Here is a 19,153-nt window from a genome sequence, read left to right on the forward strand (position 1 = left end):
GCAGAACGGGATGGGTAGGATGAGCAAGAGTCGAGTGGCGATTGTTGGTGCGGGCATCTTTGGTCTCGCGAATGCTTGGGCGGCAGCAAAGCGAGGTTATGACGTTACGGTTTTCGAGAAAGAATCGTTTGCCGTCGGGGCATCGGTTCGCAATTTCGGAATGATATGGCCCGTCGGCCAACGCGTTGGGGAGCAGTATCGCTTGGCATTGGAAAGTCGACGTCTTTGGCTGGACCTTTGTCGCGATGCGGGTATCTGGATACGTGAGTGTGGATCGATTCATTTAGCCCATCGAGATGATGAGTTTGCTGTACTCGAGGAGTTCTGCGAGCAGTCGGATGTGCTGGGAGTTGAGTGCAAACTTTTATCCAAGCGAGAAGTTATGGCGAAGACTTCTGCAGCAAATGAAACTGGGTTGCTAGGTGGGATGTGGAGTCCTAATGAGTGCTGCGTCAATCCTCGGAAAGTCATCGCAACTCTACCGAAATGGCTAGAGAAAGCACATGGCGTTTGTTTTGAATTTGATACATGCATCCAGTCCATTCGTTCCGCAAATGGGGGAATTGAACTGTGGCCATCGAGAGGTGAAAGAGATGTGTTCGATCAAGTGATTGTCTGTGCTGGTGCAGATTTGAAGAAACTCTTTGCAGACGCTCTGAATGGCCCCGCCAAGGCTTGCAAGCTTCAGATGCTCAGGACAGTGCGTCAGCCCCATTCGTTCGATGTGGGGCCGCATTTAGCCGGAGGACTTACGCTTCGTCATTACCGCAACTTTGAATGCTGTCCAAGTCTATCTGCATTGCGAGCGCGGATTGCTTCCGAGACGCCGGAGTTGGATGCGTACGGAGTGCATGTGATGATTGCGCAGAACGATGAGGGGGAAGTGGTATTGGGTGATTCGCATGAGTATGGAGATGCCATCACTCCGTTCGACCAAGCGTTGATCGATGAATTGATTCTCCGAGAATTGCAGAAGATTGTCCATTTGCCTGATTGGAGGATTTTAGAGCGATGGCACGGAATTTATGTCAAGCATCCGGATCATCCAGTGGTCCTCAGCGAGCCACAACCGGGGGTGTTCTTGTTCGGTGCGACCGGCGGAACTGGAATGACCCTCTCTATGGCCCTTGCCGATATGTTCTGGAGTGAGCGTCAGTAGTAGGGAAACGTGTTCGGTGGGGACTTGGTGAGAAGAATGTTCTGGACCATGGTAGCGGTGTCGAGTTCCGGACAAGGTCCAAGCACTGGTTCGATGGAATCGATTTGGCTCGTGATGTTGTTCAGCTCTGCTTGTTCACCTAAGTGTGTATACGATTTTTGCATCATATAGAGAATTGCTAAGCGATAGACGCGATATTGCTCTTTGTCTACAGCGACTTGCATGCATTGATCGTAATAGCGATGGAAGTCCCTCACGTGGTGAACGAACGCATCCATATTGCCTGAACAGTAGCTTACGACAGATCGGTGGTAGCTGTTCGTCAATCGGTGATCGAGAATCCAGATCCCCTCTGCGTCGGGTGGGTAGGCCAGCAATTCCAATTCGCGCGATTCCTCTAGTAGACAGTCCGCCTGCTCAAAATCCTTGCGATAGTAGGCGAGAATTGCAAAGACACGTTGTGCTAAAAGCGCGTGTTTGAGATATCTGGGTTGTGTGGGGTTCTTTCGCCAAAGCGCTAGCGAGTTCGTGATATTCTCGTTCAGAATTGCTGCTGCTTGCGGAGACTGATGCCGATCCATCATGGAGATTTTTAAATTCAACTCCAGTTCTGCTTCTTGGTAGTCAAAGTTATCCGGGTCAAGCTCAAGGCTTTTCGTCAGGTAGTTTTTTGCAAGGGTCAAATATTCGCGGCGCGTCCTAACATGATCCTCGTTCACGGGGTTGTTATAGAGGTCGCTCAGTTGGAGATACCCGAAGAAGATTTGAAAAAGATATTTGCTTTGATGTCCACGATCCTTGTCGACCTCCACCAGTTTTTTAAGGATTTCCAATGACTGCTTTCGATGCTTCACCGCGTCGTCGCCTCGCCCCATATGCGCGTAGCCATGCGCGCAGTAGTGATGCGTAATGCTCAACCGGTGCAAAGCTCGGAGTTCGTTCGGATTAACCTTGAGATAAGCTTCATTGAAGGCAATCGTATTTAAGAGCATCTCCTCGTGGTCTTGTCTGGTAATCGACAGACCTTCATTGAACTTCTCTGTCATGGGAAAGAGGATGTCGTCGATTGCGTTCAAGGTGAGCTGAAGGCTTTGTTCCGCACGTTCGTGTGCTGTCTTCTCTCGCAGCCAAGATGTATTGATCGCGACAAAAGCCACAAGCATCGTCGAAACAACAATCGAGGCTGCCGCTAATGTTCTCGGTGACGATCGAGCCCAGTGACGAATCATTTTCGCAATCGAAGGTTTGGTCGCCTCGACCGGAAATCCTTTCATCCATCGATCTAGATCACTCGCGAGCTCTCCGGCGGTTTGATACCTGTCCTCCGGTTCCTTGTCCAAGCACTTGAAGATGACAGCATCCAAATCCCGCGGGATCAGAGCGTTCCATTTCCGAGGTCGATCGGGAGCGTGCCGGCAAATCTTTTCCGAGATTTCAAAAAAGGAATCGCCGTCAAAGGGCATGTGCCCCGTTGTTAGCTGGTAGAGGATGATACCGAGGGAGAAGATATCGGATTTGTTGGTGACATCCTGTTGTTTCCCGCGAACTTGTTCGGGAGACATGTATCGAATCGTCCCGACTGCCATCGATTCCATGGTGACATCGACAGTCTGATCACCAGGGGTACCAAATCGCTTCGCGAGTCCAAAGTCAGTTAGCTTCGGAACAAAACCGATCCCTTGAGAAGTCTCCTTCTCCGCTGGAGCTAAAAGGATATTGCTTGGTTTGAGATCTCGATGGAGAATCCCGCGCGAGTGTGCGTATTGGACAGCCAAAGCGATTTGCTGGACCAACCAAGCCGCTTGCATGGGGGAGAGGGAGGTTTTTTCCTGTTCGATGCATTGGGCGAGGTTTGGTCCGTCCACCAATTCGCCTGCCAGGAAGGGTTGGCCATCGATCGTCCCCGTCTCGTAGATTTGAACAATCCCCGGGTGACCCAAGGAAGCGACCGCTCTCGCTTCTCGAATAAATCGGTGTTGGAGCAAGGGTTGGTTTCGGAGCGAAGGTCGGATCATTTTGATCGCAACATCGCGTCCCAAAAGCATATCTTTGGCTTGGATCACTACGCCGAAGCCGCCGGCTCCGAGAAAGCGTTCTGGTTCGTATCGGCGAGTGACGCGGTGATTAGATAAGCAAGATGGCAGGTCCGCATCGGAACTTTCCACATGCGCGGTCGAGCGATCGAGAAGGTCCCAACAGGCTTGCTCATCGAGGCTTTGCGATGGAAGAGCCCGGTCGGGTTGGTCGAGCCAGGACTGGATTTCCCGAATGAGTTGGGTGTCGCAACGCGCTGGATCGGATGTCATGACAAAGGTTTATCCCAGGGCCAACTGATCGCTTTCACCGCCGAAAACGGTCGCTCGGAGATTTTTCAAGCAGCGAGAAACAAGCATGCGCACGGAGTCCTCCGTTCGATCGACTCGTTCGCCAATTTCTTTGAAGGTAAGGCCCTCTTCGTAACGCCACTTCAGTACCGTTTGTACCGCTTCCGGCAAATTGCGAACTGCTGCATCGAGTCGGCTCAAGAGCTCTTCCGTGAGTGCGTCTCGTTCGGGATCCATGGAGGGATCGGCGATTGCTTGAAAGAGGGCGGAGTCTTCCGAAATCGAACGCTCGACTGCAACATTTCTTTTTTGCGTCGCTAAGAATTTCCGTTTTGCGGCATGGAGGTTGTTGAAAAGCAACGTCCGGATCCAAATGAAAAAGGGAGTCGTTCGATCGGCTCGCAACTGGTCAAAGCCCGCAATCGCATCTTGAAATGTTTGCTGTACCAGATCAGAAACATCGACCTTGGCGGCTAGGCGAGGATCGTCCAGATCGCGAACGAGATCTCGCAGCATAGGTCGATACATCTCGAGCGCTTTACCAAATGCTTCGAGGTTTCGTTTCTGCAGTAGACTGCTGACGCGCGGCAAATGCGGTGAAGCAACGGGGTCGGACGACAAGGGGGTTATCCTTTAGGCAGGAAAATGCTTCGGTGCCCTATCTATTGTCATGAGAAGCGGCGGCAATGCAAGCGTTTCATCGCCGAAGCGAGCCGAATTCGCCTTCGACGATAGGCGTGAGAGATAGGAGCAAGACGGTGCAAGTCGAGCCCTGTGGTGAGCATCAAGGGACAAATTCTTTGGGAAGTGTCGCCCCGTTGGTTTCGGCCCAGGATCGCGTCGTGAGCTCAATACGTTTTCCGCCGGAAGAGTTTGGGTCCTCGACCAGAACCCACACGACCTTCTGATCCTTCTCGGTTGGGGATTGGACGGTGGTTACCGGATTGGCACGACGAACCAAATCGGTAAGGATCGTTCGAAGCGGAATTCCGTTCTGATTGAAGGCACGAACCTGTTGATTCTGCGTGATTCCATCTTTCTGAAATGCACCGCCGTTGATGGTGAAACTCATGGGTTGGCTTCCTTTGAGCACCGAATCATTGAACTCGGACGCGATTGCAGCCAAACCCATCTCCAAGGATTCCTGTTCGAATGCAATCGAAATCGGGCGATCGAGCAGATCCTCGACGGAAGCTGGCTTCGATGGCGGTTTAGGTTGTGCGGCTATAGCCGGGGATGCGTCGCCGGCGTTTTGCAGATTCATCCAAACGCCGACAGCAAGATTACCGAGCGACTCCGGCGGCAGGTAGGCATTGCTCACAATTTGCCCATCCTCCAAGCCGAAGCGGCTGTTGTTCACCACAGCCCGGACCATTTGGGGCATGCGAAGCGCAATGGCACGCCAGTACGCAGGTGGAGGGGCGGCAATCAACTGTTGTTCCAAGTAATCGGGGCATGTCGTGAGAGCCTGCTTCAGCTCTGCGGCCTTCTTGCCCAAGAGGGTCGAATCGGATAACGCAGCACGCCACTCGCCATACAGGTCGGTGGAGGCTGTGCAAGTAAAACTGATCGCTTGAACGTCGTCTCCCCACAGGCTCCGCGCGAGGGGTTGCAAACGCGGGGTTTGCCGGAACAGCGATCGCCCCTCACCGAGCAGAAAGCTAGGAGCCGCTAAGACGAAGAGGTCGGAACGGCTGTCGCTCGACTGCAGCAGCATGTCCATCTGTCTTCGCAAAGGCACACTCCGTCCACCTATTTCTGTAAGTGTCTGCATAAGCTGCTTTGGTGCAACTGTTAGTTTTTGTGTGGGATGGGCTTTGTCCAACGAAAGGCCTTCGATGGCAATCGACCATTCGCTGTTGGTCCACAATCCTTGTTTGGGCTCGCTCGGCAAAGGACTTGCCTCGAATCCAGGTAGCTTTTCAAACAAAGCTTCCATGGTCATTGGATTCTCGAGATGAAATCGAAGTGCGATTTCAAAAATCTCCGACCCACTCGTGGGGTAGAGGGCGATTGCGACCTGAGAAATCGAGTTGTCCTTTGCAAAGGGAACGCGATCGATGAATTGTTTCCAATCAGGAAGCGATTCTAACACCCAAGGCTGAATCGACTGGAACGATCCTCCGCCGGTCCAAGCATCCTTCGAGAGAAACACTAGGGCTTCGGGGCCGGGGGGTAGCATATCGATGGAGTAAGGAACGCCTGCATGGGGCGGTGCCCATAGAGAGGTCCCGTCGTCCTTCACAACCGTATAAAACTCCTCAAGCGGGTCGCTGGGGGTAGTGATTGCGTTTGACTTGGTCGAACTATTCGATGCACCGGAGTTTGAGGGGACTTCTACAATCTTGACCTCAGGTTCCGGTTGTGGAAGGGTTGTTCCTCCCGATTGGAGCAAGACGGAAATGAGTCCGCCTAGCAAGAGAATGGATCCGAGTCCTAGGGCCGGTATAAGCCACTTGGGTTTGCGTTTACGCTTCTTGTTTACCAACGCGGTGCGAGCGCCCATCGCAGGACGTGGCGCGGAGGAGTTCTTCGGTAACGCGGCCGTTTGGGGGCGAGCGGAGGCGTCTTTCGGTAATACGGTGGGGTGGGAGGGAGTGGAGGGGGTCTTTGCCGATGCTACGGGTTGGGATGGCGCAGAGGCAATCTTGGGTAACGCTGCGGATTGGGATCGAGTCGAGGAGTCTCTCGCCGCTGCTGCCCCTGGGGATGGAGCGTTGGAGTCTTTCGGCGTTGCTGCGGGTAGGGATCGCGCTGCCGGTAGAGATCGAGCAGAGGGGGCCTTGGCTGGTTCGGTGGATTGGGATGGAGTGGTCAGGGCATCGAGTTGCTTCAAAAGGGATTCAACCGATGGGAATCGGGCAGGGCGATTCTTGGCGACCAGATGGAGGATGCAGCGGCGGACGTTGTCGGGCACGGAGGGTGGCAATTCCAATTGCACTTGCTGATGCGTTTTGCGCCAACCGGCTTTATCGAGGCGGTGTGAGTTAGGCCAAGGGGATTTGCCAAGCAGCATTGTCGCCCAAAGGACTCCCAATGCGTACAGATCGGAGGAAGGGTCCGGTTGGAAATCGGGAATGGAAAGTTCGGGCGATGCGGCTCCTAAACGACTGGCGTTGTCGATGGAAAGGCAGCTTAGTGAGTCACTGTAGTAGGGGGAGCAAGGAGGGAAGAGAGGATCGCGACGGAGGATGGCTTGTTCGTCGGAGGCGATCCACACGGCGTCAGGAGCGAGCCAGCCGTGAGTCAATTCATTTGAGTGCAATTTTCCGAGCGAGGCGGCAAGTGATCGAACCCAAGCAATCGACTGACCGAGGCCGATGGGGCCGGATGTGAGCTTGTTCGAGAGGGATTCGCCAGGGATAGGGTCGCACAGGACGGCGAGGATTCCCGGCTCGAGCATGGTCGCTTCCCAGCGATCGAGTTCGGGGGCTTCCAGTCTGGTGTGGAGTCGTCCCAAATCGACCGAGGGGGGATTCGATCGGATGGAATCGCTGGAAAGGAGTTCGGGGGTGAGGGCAAAGGCCCATTTGATTTTGTTGCGAATCGATTCGACGGCTTCGAACCAGTTAGGTCCCAAACGATCCGAAAGAGTGTCTTGGAGGAGGTAGGGGCCTACCCGAAGTCGAGGGACGACGGGTTCGAGTAGAGCGTTGAATTGAAAGGGGGTGATCCGACCGGTTCGAATGAGTTCGGAAGCAATCTTGCTGGGGTGCTGAAGGTTTGCACCTCCCACCGATTGCTCGATATCCTCTCGCCAGAGCGTCGCTTGCTCTCGCGTGACCAAGCCAGATTGTTCGAGCCGTTCCCAAAACTGGGTTGAGTTCAGTTCCACCGCATTATTGTCCCAGCACGTACGCGAAGATGAGTGGTGCGACGATGCACGCGTCGCTGTGGATCATATACTTGGGCGCTTCCACCGTCAGTTTATTCCAAGTGATTTTTTCATTGGGGACCGCTCCGGAGTATCCGCCGTAGCTGGTTTCGGCATCGCTGATTTGGCAGAAGTACGCCCAGCGATTGACATCCTCTTCGAGGTCTTGGATAAGCAAAGGGACGGCGCAAATGGCAAAGTCTCCTGCAATTCCTCCTCCGATTTGAAAAAATCCTACTTTGCGATTCTTCGCAATGCCACGGTACCATTCGACCAGGTGCTGCATCTGTTCTGTGCCGCTTTTGAGAGCATGATGCGACTTGACCGTGCCATCCATGACTCGGGCGGCGAACATGTTACCGAGCGTGCTGTCTTCGATCCCTGGAGAGAAGACGGGGATCCCCATTTCTTTGGCCGCCATCATCCACGAGTTTTCGACGGGGATCTGGTAATGCTGCTTGAGATCCGCCTCATCGAGGATTTTGAACATGTACTCATAGGGAAAGTAGCTTTCCCCTTTTTCCGAAGCATCTTTCCAATACTTGACCAATCGGCTTTGCATATGCTTCATGACCGTTTCCGGGATGCAGGTATCCGTCACACGGTTGTAGCCGGACTGCAGCAAAGCCAATTCATCTTGAGCGGTGAGGGCTCGCCAGTTTTCGATGACTTTGTATTCATTGTGAGCGAAGAGATTGAAGAGATCTTCTTCCAGGTTTGCTGCCGTGCATGACACTGCGTGGACCTTTCCCGCCCGTATCATTTCCGCGAGCGAGACCCCCAGTTCTGCGGTGCTCATGGCTCCTGCCAAGGAGACCATCATTGCCCCGTTTTGCTCCATGAATTGACGGTAGCCCTTCGCAGCAGCAAGCGTTTCGCGTGCATTGAAGTGCCGGTAGTGTTTTTCCATGAAGGCGGAAATATTCATCGCTATAGATCCTCGTCTTTCGAAGTCAAAGTGTTTTATTGTCGGGCCATCGGCATCACGACATAGGTGTACCCATCGTCGGTCGAGAACAATGCTGGTTCAGCATTGCTGCGAACCTCGAGTGCAAACGGTTTGTCCGGATCCAGCACTTTGAAGAAATCCATCACATAGCGGTAGTCCATCGTGATATTGATCGTTTCGCCATCGTAAGCGATCGGAATCTCGATTCGGGATTGTCCGATATCGGCAGCCCTTGCCGCAACGACCAATGTGCCGTTGCCGAAGGTAAAGTCGACGCCCCGCGATTCGGTGTCAGCCACAATCGAAGCTTGACGAATCGCAGTGAAGAAAGGCCCCGCCAATCCATCGATCCTCGTGCGGCCTTCGCGGCTCGGCATGACTTGTTTCCAGTTCGGATAACGTCCTTCCACAAGTCGCGAGAAAATGGTGCAACGATTGGTTCGGATGAGAATGTCGTTAGCGCGGGCAGCGATGCAGACTAGATCGTCCCCATCCGAGATGGATCGTTCCATCAGCTGCAACGTCTTCGTTGGAACGATCGTCGAGTTTCCACTATTTTTGAAGCCGCCGATTGCGACACCTTTGCCGTGCATGCAGGCCAGTCGGCGTCCATCGGTTGCAACCGTCGTGATTTGGTCGTCCTCCATCTCAAAGAGAACGCCTCCGAGTTGATATCGGGTACTTTCGACGTCGGTCGCAAACACCGTCCGTTTCACCAACTCCTTAAAGAGTCTAGCGGGGACTTCGTAGTACGAGGATTCCTGAAAGGATGTAACGCTCGGGAACTCATCTGGATTGATTTTGGGGAGATGGAATTCCGAGTGGTCGCCTCGGATATCGAGAGAGCTTTCGGTGAGTTCGATGGTCAATACTTCGTCGCTGCACTCTCGAAGGATATTGCCAACTCGTTGGAGAGGTAACAAAGCAACTCCGGGAACCGCGATCTCGACGTCGTCCATTTCCAGACGAATACCTGCTTCGGAGTCGGTCGCCATCAGCACGGCCTTCTCGCCGCGCGCGTCCAATTTGACGTTAATCAAAATCTCTTTGGGGGAGCGAATGGGGGCCACGGCCGCCGCGATCTGGTAGGCGCTTTGGAATTTCTCTCGGTTGCAAACGATCTTCATGGCAATTCCTACCCAAAGAGGGAAATCGGGGCGCTAAACCAGCGCTCCGGGGAACGGACGTTGTACCAGAAAACCTACGATTTTGAAGTACAGTTCGACACTGGAGCCGGGTTAGGAGACTGGTACATTCCCGATCTTGAACACCGTCTCCACGCGCTGAAAACCTATGGATTCGTAGAGTCGAATCGCGGCGAAGTTGTGAATGGTGACCTCGAGCTGCACATTGCGGCAACCGACATCGCGGAATCCTAACAAGTTGCGGCGGATAAGCTCACGGCCTATGCCTAGACCGCGATACGCGGGAAGTACACCGATGTTTTGAATCGCTCCTAGATCGGCGCTCACTCGCAACCCCTGAATCGTACCCAATGCGATACCAAATCGATCTTGCTCGTTCCGTTGGACAGCGAGCCAGGTCGACTCGGGGACAAAGTTATCGCGGCGGGCAATGTCACGCATCAACTGTTTGCATCCCTCGCGATCGCCCAAGCAGGGAAAGACGTTCACGTCCATCTCGCGGCGGAAGCTTTCCCATTTTGCCAACCCATGGTGGGCAACAAGCCGTTCGTCCCAACCCAGATAGTCGATTGATGCGCGAGGTCTTTCCTCAGGCATCGGAGTCTCTCGAAGATCGAAGTGCATTCGATAACGCTTGAAATAAACAACTGGCATCGATCGGGGCCGCGAACACTTGATACGAATAAGGGAACGTTAGGCTGTGGCGACTCGTCCATCTGCTCTGGGGTCGCATGCCGCTCGCCAAGTCGATTGTCCGAACACTGTCGGCTTCCCGGACTCCGCCGACGCGAGGCGCTCGATCCCTTGCGCGACAGCGATCGACCCGGAGATCTTAACATCGTGTCCAAGCTTTTTCAGCGCTTCCAAGATCGAATTCTCGCCTCGCGTGTCCCTCTGGAATGATCCGCCCAGACTTCCTTCGCAACTGAGGACGTCGGGCTGCCATTGATGGTGGAGTCGAGATGCTGCGATTGCATCTCCCACATTCATTCCGAGATCCAGAACTCGGACCAAGTTCTGCAAAGTTGCGTTGATGATACGAGGGCCGCCGGCGGCTCCGCAGGTCAAACGTGGCTCCCCATTGGCGTCGAGCACCATGGTGGGGCTCATGCTCGAAAGGGGGCGTTTGCCCGGCTCGATCGCGTTGGCGGCCGATCCGATCAGTCCAAACGCATTGGGAACTCCGGGGGAGATGCTGAAGTCGTCCATCTCATCGTTGAGTACAACGCCGGTCCCGGGAACGATCATCTTGTTGCCCCAGCCGGTATTGACGGTCGCTGTCATGGCTACCCAATTGCCCGATGCATCTGCCATCGTCATGTGCGTGGTGTGTTTCTTCCCGTCGTCTGCCTCTTTGCTCTTGGACGGTAGATGACCAGGCACCGCCGTAGCGCGATCGAGATGGATCTTCTTCGCCAGTTCATCGGTGTAAGAAGGTTCCGTTAAGAAGGCTGGGATCTCGACAAAATCGCTATCACCCAAGTAATACGCTCGATCTGCGAAGGCGAGCTTCATCGCCTCGGCCAGGACGTGATAAAAGGGAACGCTTCCCCTCTCGGCACTCAGCTCCTTGAGCGGGAAATGAGAAAGCATCTGGAGCATTTGCTGAATGTGGATTCCACCCGAGCTTGGGGGAGGGAATCCGATCACGGTATACCCGCGATAGGAGGTCTTGAGCGGGACTCGGTCCACCGCGCGATAGTCTGCGAAGTCTTTCTGGGTCAGTGCACCCCCTTGTTCTTTCAAGTGCTCGGCGCATCGCGATGCAAACTCGCCATGATAGAAGTAGTCCACTCCCTTTTTCGCGATTTGCTGCAATGTGTTGGCCAAGTCAGCTTGTACCCACCTTTCCCCTATTGCATACAAGCTGCCATCGGTTTTGAAGAGAGCCTCTCGGGAAGCTGCGAATCGCTTTAGGACGGATTCTTCATTTTTGATCGACCCATAGGTTGATCGGGACATGGGGTGTCCATCTCGGGCGGCGCGGATGGCGGGTTCGAACAAGTCTCCCCATGCGAGTTTGCCGAATCGAACATGGGCCGAGTGGAGCGCAGCGATCATGCCGGGAACGCCGCATGCGAGCGGTCCGTCCTGGCTCAGCTTCACATCGGCGACTCCGTTGCGAAGAAACATATCGCGGTTCGCGGACGCTGGAGCTTTCTCCCTGCCATCGATGGCGTGGAGCGATCCATCTGCTAACCGGATCATCATCAAGCATCCGCCGCCAATTCCTGAATTATGGCCATCCACCACGGACAAACAGACCGCTGCGGCGACCGCTGCATCGATCGCGTTTCCACCTCTTCGCATCATTTCGGCCGATGCCAAGGATGCAATAGGATGAACGGTCGCCGTCACATTGGATCCTTGGTCGACGCGCTGCAAAACACTTGATGGTGCGGTCTTCTCTTGTCCAAACGACCATGCTGGTGCGAGGGTTGCTACTGCCGCTGTGTTTCCCAGAAAGAATCGCCTTGAAATCATCGGATTGCCCTGTTTGACGTGTTATTTTGTATGCGCTGCGGCGCAGCTGAGTATGTGGAGATTGCGAAGGAAGGTTTCGGAGCGAATGACGCGGCCGTCATGGTCGTCGGCCTTTACGTAACGTAGCTTTCCGGTTTCCACCCAAGCTCCATGGGTGTTCATGCTATCGATCACTCGCCGAACTTCTTCCTGCGACGGTTTGGGATAGCGGTCCTGCCACTGACGAGGCTTCGCATCGGGGGGCTGGTTCCCACCCTCTCGCTCTTTCCATTTCTCGATCCGCCTTCCCAAGGAAGCCAAGCGGCTCGGAACACGAAAAGCATAATGAGTCGGGACATCGGACGGATCGTAGGTGAGTTTGTAATCTCGCGTGAAATAAAGTGGCTTGCTTGTCTGAAGCTCGTAGAAGCGTGCCAGCTGCTGGTTTTCTTCCAAGCTGCTGAGGTAGGCCAAAGCTTTCTCGGCTGCATGCAGAAACTTGCGATCACCTGTCCGATCCAGTAGGTCGAGCAATTGTTCGATGGCCTGTTGCGACTCTCCTCCGCTGATGGCAGGAGGCTCAAATTTGCGAGCCCATACCGGTTCCATTTCCCAGTTGTATTGTTGTGCCCAAGCGGGCTGTGGCTCCGGCATCTGCGCTAACAGGAGAAAGTCGGCACCGCGGAGCGCCGCGTCCCGAACGTCTTCTCGACCCGTCAAGTCATAGACCATCCACAGGGTGTCTAGCACCCGAACCAGTGCGTTGTCGTTCAATGTGTAGTAAACCCAATAATCCCCTCCTGGGTGTTGCCGTGGCCATTCTTTGGGAAACCGGGACGGAACAGTTGGATGCGCCTGAGTCGGGTCGGGTTTCTCGAAGCCTTGAGCCCAGGCCCCATTTGGGAACTGGTTCGCCAAAAGTCCTTGTAGAGCCGTTTCCAGCAATCCGTGGACTTGCGCGTCCTCCCCTTTCAGCGTGTGGTCTAGCAAAGCGAGGAAGCGGATGACCGATTGCGTTTGATCATCGTCGAGGCTGGACCAGTTCTTTGCCTTTTTGCGGATCGGACCATCGACACGATAAGCAAATTTGGATCGATCTTCTTTGCCGAGCAAGATATGGTTCTGCCATCCTCCGCTATGGAGTTGTCCTTTTCGGAGACAGTCAGCAACTTCCATGGTGGCTGCGAGTAGTTCCGGCTCGCCGGTGGCGCGATAGGCTTCGAGGTAGGCCATGCCGATGGCAGGAGTTCCAGGAGGTTGGACCCAAACGATATTGTCGCGAGCATCTCCCTCACCCTCGCGATAGCGTCCGTCGGCGCTAACTTGGTAGACATAACCCCCTTGGAGTGCGACATCCGTTCGAAAGAATCGCGTGGATTTTCGGATCGCTTCGAGAATCTCCGTAGGGGTGACTTCGGATCGAGTCTCTTGAGCGATCCCGATGGATCCGGCGAAATACATCGCCAGCAGGAGCGTTCTGGATAGAGGTCGAATCGCTGCGAGCCAGGACCCGTAGGTGTTCGGCGTAGTCTGGGATTCGACCTCGGTGCAAGGCATCGTTCTTTCCACGGCTAGGGTCCTTTAGGGCCAGGGCGAAACGTTTGTTCGAAGGTACTTTTTTGTCGCAGTATGTGGTGGTAATGTTGCGCGAATCGGTGGGCTTCATCGCGGACGTATTGTAACAGTCGGAGAGCGAAGGATTCTCGGCCCAATCGAATAGGTTCGCTGTCACCCGGACGGTAGATCTCCTCATCCCGTTTCGCCAGCGAAATCATTGTGGGAGGCTCGATGTCTTGGTCGCGAAAGGCCGCCAAGGCAGCGTTGAGCTGTCCTTTGCCACCGTCGATCATCAGCAGGTCAGGGAATGTGTCTTGCTCATCGCTCATGCGCCGGAATCGCCTGGAGATGACTTCGTGAATACTGCGAAAGTCATCGATTCCTGTGACGTCTTTAATCTTGTAGCGTCGGTAACCGGGCTTGAAGGGGAGTCCATCCAGGAATTGAACGAGTGACGCGACGGTATCCTCACCCCCCAGATGGGCGATATCGACTCCTTCGATCACGCGAGGCTCGCGCTCCATCTGCAGGACCCGTTGCAGTGCTCGCATACCCTTCTTGGGATCGACGTAGAAGACCTCGGGCTGTGCGTGGACATCGATATCGCCTCGATCTCCCAAGTTCTCCAGCAGTCGAATCTCGTCCCGCAAACGCGCCGCCTTTTCAAACTCGAGGGCTTTGGAGGCTTCCTGCATCTCGGCTCGCATTTGTTTGAGGAGTTTTTCGCTCCCACCTTCGAGGAAGGTCTGCAACCGGCGAATGTCGCGTTTGTAATCCGCTTTGGAGATACGGCGATTGCAAGGGGCAGTGCATTGGTGGATCGATGCGAGCAAGCAGGGACGGAACCATTCCCAGCGAGGATCCCCTTCGTCGATGTCGAGCGAGCAGGTGCGGAATTTGAAGATCCGCTGCATCACTTGCAATGCACCGCGCAGTTGCCCCGCGCTGGTGAAGGGCCCGTAGAGTTTGGCACCTCGGTCCTTGGGTGTTCGGGTGACTTCGACTCGAGGAAAGTCCTCGTGGGTCGTGATCATGAGATAGGGAAAGGTCTTGTCGTCCTTGAGATCTTTGTTGTGCCGAGGCTGGATATCCTTGACCAGTCGATTCTCCGTCAGCAACGCATCGACTTCGCTGGCGCAGAGCATGAAGTCGATATCGGCAATCTCGTGAATCCATTCGGCGGTACGGATTTCTTCGGCGGCTGCTGCGTGGAAGTAGCTACTCGCGCGGGAGCGAAGATTCTTGGCCTTGCCGATGTAGATAACGATCCCGGAGGCATCCTTCATCAGGTAGACACCGGGGGATTGCGGAAACTCGCGAACTTTCTCGGCCGATCGGCGAAATCCGAGATTGTTACGGAGCAAGTCATCGACGCGTCGTCTTAATTCAGGCGTGTCCTCGGCGAGGTGCTCGTCCCGTTCGGGAGTGTTTGCATCCCATTCGATTTCGAGTTCTTCCAGCTCGTTGGTCGGTTCTCGTTCATCCATGGAGGATTTGGTGTAGGTAAAAATGATGTTTGCCGAGTTTTCCGCCGTAATTCCCACCGGTGATTTTCTGAACACCGCACTGCACCCCGGCTTGGCACGCAGCGAGGATGCCTACTCGCATCGCTTCGGCAACACCCGCTGGAGTAAGGCCATCGATCACCAATTCCAATGCAGCACTCGCCTCATTCGGGATGAGAGAGTCGGTCAATTCTCGCAAGGTCGGACAGAACGCATCGTTGGTGGAGGCGCCGAGCATTTTGTATTTCGAGCCAACTTTCGATCCGCTTCGCGCGACCCCTCCTGGAAATGGGGTGATGCAATCCGGTATCTGCTTGATGGCTTGAACCGCTGCATCGCATGCGCGGAGGGCTCCGTGAATGGTTTCGGCCAGCACCAGGAAGTTTCCGCCTCCGACGGCGCTTTGTCGGGCAATCGTGTCTTGGCAAACGAATTCACCATCCATGACCGGGATTCGCCAATAGCGTTCGTTTCCGATCCGTTTTGAGATTTGAAATCCATCCCCGAAGTACCTTAGTTTGGACCCCATGGCGATCCGTTTCTCCCCCTGCATCGTTCCGAATACCGACGTGCTCGGGCAAGTGAGAACGCATTGACCCACACGGCGGACAACTTGTTTTTCCAGTTCGTTTCCGGAGATGCTGAAGAGTAGGATCGAGACGCCGGGCCTACCATCGGGAGTCTCCGATTCGGAGACCGCTCCTTCGATTCCGGCCTCGACACCGCAACCGATCACACTGGTGGCAAAGCCAGTCATCGCTTCCGCAGCGCGCAGGGCCCAAGCCAATTCGGCAGCGGTGATGACGATCCGCGTCGCCGTCATATCGAAAGCTTCGGCGAAGGTGTTTTCTATTTCGATTCCGTGAATCTTCATTCCTGGCGATGAAACCTGCGGGGGATGAGTCTTGCGTGGCGAAGGGCAGGGAGTGGTGAGCATCATTCTACGTCCCACTATCGATCGAGCAGAAGCCTAAAGAAGGAGACTCTCTATTTATTGCTTCGGTTACTGGCGAACCCAGGGCGTTTTGAGGCATAATAGCGTCGCCCGATGGGCACGGATTTGGGGGGCTCTGTCAGCTTCCCCGCTCTCGCACGCTGAAAACGCCTCAACTGGACTCGCCACTATCATGGGACGAATGGAAATAGGATTCGAAACCCCGTGGGCGCTTCTGCTGCTGGTGGTAATTCCCATCACCTGGTGGATCGGTAGGCGTTCTCTGGCCGGATTGGGGCCATGGAGGCGATCGCTGGCCCTCGTCTTTCGTTCGTTGGTGTTACTGCTGATCGTACTCGCGATCGCGGGAGTGCAATGGATTTGGTCGAGCGACCGTTTGACGGTCATCTATCTGTTAGACCAAAGCGATTCGATCCCGATCGCCAAGCGGCAATTGATGCTTGATTATGCAATCGAAAGTGTGAAGAAGCATCGCAGGACCAATCGCAACGATCGAGCTGGACTCATCATTTTTGGTCGGGAAGCATCGATCGAACTTCCACCCCTCGACGAGGACTTGCCGAACATTTCCCGTCCTGAAGCGAATGTCGGGAGAACCGATGCAACGAACCTGGAAAGCGCTCTCAAATTAGCGCAGGCGAGTTTTCTCGAGGATTCATCCAAACGGATCGTGATCCTGACCGATGGCAATCAAACGCTTGGGTCCGCGGAATCGACCGCCCAACGCTTGGCTGAAAATGGTATCGGTATCGATGTCGTTCCAATACGTTTGGATTCGAACACGGAGATCCTTGTCGAAAAGATCGATATACCCGGTTTTGTTCGAGAAGGCCAAACCGTCGACGCCCGAGTCGTCATCAATCGATACAACGAGTCGGGAAAGGATGAACCGATCGACGGTCGGTTGAAGGTGGTGCGTCGAATCGGGAATCAAACGGAAGTTCTCGCAGATGCCCCCTACCAGCTCGATCGCGACACCAATGTCATACCCATTCCTCACAAGATTGAGACGAATGCGGGCTTTGTTTACGAAGCGGAGTTTATTCCCGACGACAAGTCGAGCGATACGATCCCTCAGAACAATAAAGCGACAGCGTTTACCTACGCGCGAGGCAAGGGACGCGTGATGTTGATCGAGGATGCGAACCGTCCGGGGGAATATCAGAGCTTGATCGAATCCCTTCGACGGAACGATTTGGAAGTGGACGCGAGAACGACGTCGACCATGTTCACCAGTCTGATCGAGTTGCAGAGCTACGACGCTGTCATCTTAGCGGGCACCCCTCGCACCACGGGAGATGAGTCGACACAAGTCGTCGCGTTTAGCGATGACCAGGTCAACATGTTGGTGCAGAGTGTGCAGCAGTTTGGGATGGGGATCGTAATGATCGGGGGTCCGGAGGCGTTTGGGGCCGGAGGGTGGACCAACTCCAAGTTGGAGGAGGCCATGCCTGTGAACTTCGCGATCAAGAACAGCAAGATCGAAGCCGTCGGCGCGCTGGCCATGGTCATGCATGCGTCTGAGATGGAGCGAGGAAATTACTGGCAGAAGATGATCGGCAAAGCAGCACTCGATGCGCTCGGTCCGCAAGATTATTGCGGAGTCGTTCAGTACGACATGTCGGGGGACAAGTGGCTTTGGGGGGAGAAGACGGGGATGCTCAAGGTGGGGGAGAACCGGTCCGCCATGCGCACGAAGATCAACAATATGATCCCCGGGGATATGCCGAATTTCGATTCCTCCCTCAGCATGGCTCTCGCTTCGCTCAAAACCGTACCTGCATCGCTCAAGCATATGATCGTGATCAGCGATGGTGACCCCGCACAAGCCTCGAACTCCGTGTTGAGCGGATACGCGTCGGCGCAAATCAAGATTTCGACGGTTGCCGTGGGAACGCACGGCCCCGCAGGGCATGCGGAGCTGAAGCGGATCGCTAACAAGACGGGTGGCAATTACTATGTGGTCACCAACCCCAATGCCTTGCCACGGATCTTCATGCGCGAGGCGCGGCGGGTAGCAAAGCCCTTGGTCTACGAGCCCGAAGGTGGAGTGACGCCTTATGTCCAGTCTCCCCATGAGATCTTGTCGGGCTTGCCTCGCAACCTTCCACCGATCAGCGGTTTCGTGTTCACGGAGCTGAAGGAAAGCCCGCTCGTCGAAGTGCCGATTCTCTCGCCGAAACCGGACGAAAAAGAGAACGCCTCGATCCTGGCGACTTGGACGTATGGGCTTGGTCGAACCGCCGTCGTGTCGACCGATGCGGGACATCGATGGGCCAAGGATTGGGTCGATTCTGGGTTTTACGACCAGTTCTATTCCCAATTGGTCCGATGGGTCATGCGCCCTTCGGCTGACGATGGGAAGTACTCCATTGCCACAAACATGAAGGATGGTCGAGTGCAGATCGTCGTGACGGCGCTCGATAGCGAAGATGGGTTTTTGAATTACCTCGATATGGGGGCGATTGCGGTCGGGCCCGATTTGCAGCCAGTCAATGTTGCGATGAAACAAACCGCGCCCGGTCGTTATGTCGGTGAGATGGTGCCTGATCAAGCGGGCAGCTATATGCTGAGTGTCATTCCGGGGCCAAACAAACCACCGATTACAACCGGGATCACGATTCCTTTTTCGGATGAATACCGTGTTCGGCAAGCAAATATGAGGCTATTACGTCAGCTTGCTGAAAACAAACCGGTCGGTGGCGAAGGGGGACTTTTGGAAGAGTCGCTTGAAACCGAGTCCATGGAACGAATCGTACAAATGGATACGTATCGACCGGGATTGCCACCCGCGAAAAGTTTAAAGGATGTTTGGCCCTTTGCCGTCGCCATTGGAGCCACGTTTTTCTTCGCCGATGTGTTCGTACGCCGTGTCGCGATCGATCTCATCCAGCCCATTCAGAAGCTAGCGAGCTGTTTCTCGGGTAAAGAAATCCGCGAGGTAGATTTGCAACGTGCTAAGAGTTTGGAGAGGCTCCGTTCAAGCAAGAGCGGTGTCGCGGAGGATATGAATCGACAAATCGCCAATACGACATTCTCCGAAACGACGTTCGACTCCGAGTCGTCCAGTGCTAAAGACCTGTTCAATCCTTCATCGCCCAAATCCCCTTCTAACAATGCCCCGTCCGCCTCTGCACCGTCGATGCAGCCCGAAGAAGAAACCAGTTATACTTCTCGGCTGCTAGAAGCGAAACGCAAGGCGAAGAAACAACCCTGATGACT

12 protein-coding genes are annotated in these 19,153 nt (G+C 54.7%); 2 read left to right on the top strand and 10 right to left on the bottom strand.

Annotated elements, in window-relative coordinates; all coding sequences use genetic code 11:
- Positions 1-19: 19 nt before the first annotated feature.
- Entirely contained in the window at positions 20-1,159 is a 1,140-nt protein-coding gene (locus SH467x_RS11575) for a TIGR03364 family FAD-dependent oxidoreductase (protein ID WP_482367279.1), read from the top strand.
- Here SH467x_RS11575 and SH467x_RS11580 read toward each other — a convergent pair.
- The 10 genes from SH467x_RS11580 to fhcD form a co-directional block, all read right to left on the bottom strand.
- Complete coding sequence (locus tag SH467x_RS11580) at positions 1,153-3,465, bottom strand: protein kinase domain-containing protein (protein ID WP_482367280.1); 2,313 nt, start codon at positions 3,463-3,465, stop codon at positions 1,153-1,155. The genes SH467x_RS11575 and SH467x_RS11580 overlap by 7 nt on opposite strands.
- Before the next feature lie 9 nt (positions 3,466-3,474).
- Complete coding sequence (locus tag SH467x_RS11585) at positions 3,475-4,104, bottom strand: sigma-70 family RNA polymerase sigma factor (protein WP_482367281.1); 630 nt, start codon at positions 4,102-4,104, stop codon at positions 3,475-3,477.
- Positions 4,105-4,267: 163 nt separating this feature from the next.
- Entirely contained in the window at positions 4,268-7,318 is a 3,051-nt protein-coding gene (locus tag SH467x_RS11590) for a serine/threonine-protein kinase (protein ID WP_482367282.1), read from the bottom strand.
- Between the two features lie 4 nt (positions 7,319-7,322).
- Positions 7,323-8,285: a deoxyhypusine synthase family protein gene (locus SH467x_RS11595; RefSeq protein WP_482367283.1), complete on the bottom strand. Its 963-nt coding sequence runs from the start codon at positions 8,283-8,285 to the stop codon at positions 7,323-7,325.
- A 35-nt stretch (positions 8,286-8,320) separates the two neighbouring features.
- A complete protein-coding gene (dnaN, locus tag SH467x_RS11600; RefSeq protein WP_482367284.1) occupies positions 8,321-9,433 on the bottom strand; it encodes a DNA polymerase III subunit beta in 1,113 nt (370 codons plus the stop codon).
- Positions 9,434-9,544: 111 nt separating this feature from the next.
- The gene (locus SH467x_RS11605; protein WP_482367285.1) at positions 9,545-10,105 is read right to left on the bottom strand and encodes a GNAT family N-acetyltransferase; all 561 of its coding nucleotides are present in this window, start codon (positions 10,103-10,105) and stop codon (positions 9,545-9,547) included.
- A 39-nt stretch (positions 10,106-10,144) separates the two neighbouring features.
- Positions 10,145-11,935, bottom strand: a complete 1,791-nt coding sequence (ggt, locus tag SH467x_RS11610) for a gamma-glutamyltransferase (RefSeq protein WP_482367286.1) — start codon at positions 11,933-11,935, stop codon at positions 10,145-10,147.
- A 21-nt stretch (positions 11,936-11,956) separates the two neighbouring features.
- Positions 11,957-13,471 (bottom strand): pectate lyase, encoded by a 1,515-nt coding sequence (locus SH467x_RS11615; RefSeq protein ID WP_482367287.1) that lies wholly within the window; start codon positions 13,469-13,471, stop codon positions 11,957-11,959.
- Positions 13,472-13,485: 14 nt separating this feature from the next.
- Positions 13,486-14,958, bottom strand: a complete 1,473-nt coding sequence (locus SH467x_RS11620) for an excinuclease ABC subunit UvrC (RefSeq protein ID WP_482367288.1) — start codon at positions 14,956-14,958, stop codon at positions 13,486-13,488.
- Positions 14,951-15,850 (bottom strand): formylmethanofuran--tetrahydromethanopterin N-formyltransferase, encoded by a 900-nt coding sequence (gene fhcD / locus SH467x_RS11625; RefSeq protein ID WP_482367289.1) that lies wholly within the window; start codon positions 15,848-15,850, stop codon positions 14,951-14,953. Before fhcD ends, SH467x_RS11620 begins: the two co-directional genes overlap by 8 nt.
- Positions 15,851-16,112: 262 nt before the next feature.
- On the opposite strand from fhcD, the gene SH467x_RS11630 reads away from it, so the two are divergent.
- Positions 16,113-19,148: a VWA domain-containing protein gene (locus tag SH467x_RS11630; RefSeq protein ID WP_482367290.1), complete on the top strand. Its 3,036-nt coding sequence runs from the start codon at positions 16,113-16,115 to the stop codon at positions 19,146-19,148.
- Positions 19,149-19,153 lie beyond the last annotated feature (5 nt).

It is taken from the genome of Brakhagea slesvicensis, from assembly GCF_052161625.1.
Classification (GTDB): Bacteria; Planctomycetota; Planctomycetia; order Pirellulales; family Pirellulaceae; genus JBKCUI01.

Excerpts from the sequence above, each read along its gene's own strand:
- SH467x_RS11575 (WP_482367279.1), top strand. The coding sequence starts at position 20 with ATGAGCAAGAGTCGAGTGGCGATTGTTGGTGCGGGCATCTTTGGTCTC.
- SH467x_RS11580 (WP_482367280.1), bottom strand. The coding sequence starts at position 3,465 with ATGACATCCGATCCAGCGCGTTGCGACACCCAACTCATTCGGGAAATC.
- SH467x_RS11595 (WP_482367283.1), bottom strand. The coding sequence starts at position 8,285 with ATGAATATTTCCGCCTTCATGGAAAAACACTACCGGCACTTCAATGCA.
- dnaN (WP_482367284.1), bottom strand. The coding sequence starts at position 9,433 with ATGAAGATCGTTTGCAACCGAGAGAAATTCCAAAGCGCCTACCAGATC.
- SH467x_RS11605 (WP_482367285.1), bottom strand. The coding sequence starts at position 10,105 with ATGCCAGTTGTTTATTTCAAGCGTTATCGAATGCACTTCGATCTTCGA.
- ggt (WP_482367286.1), bottom strand. The coding sequence starts at position 11,935 with ATGATTTCAAGGCGATTCTTTCTGGGAAACACAGCGGCAGTAGCAACC.
- SH467x_RS11615 (WP_482367287.1), bottom strand. The coding sequence starts at position 13,471 with ATGCCTTGCACCGAGGTCGAATCCCAGACTACGCCGAACACCTACGGG.
- SH467x_RS11620 (WP_482367288.1), bottom strand. The coding sequence starts at position 14,958 with ATGGATGAACGAGAACCGACCAACGAGCTGGAAGAACTCGAAATCGAA.
- fhcD (WP_482367289.1), bottom strand. The coding sequence starts at position 15,850 with ATGAAGATTCACGGAATCGAAATAGAAAACACCTTCGCCGAAGCTTTC.
- SH467x_RS11630 (WP_482367290.1), top strand. The coding sequence starts at position 16,113 with ATGGAAATAGGATTCGAAACCCCGTGGGCGCTTCTGCTGCTGGTGGTA.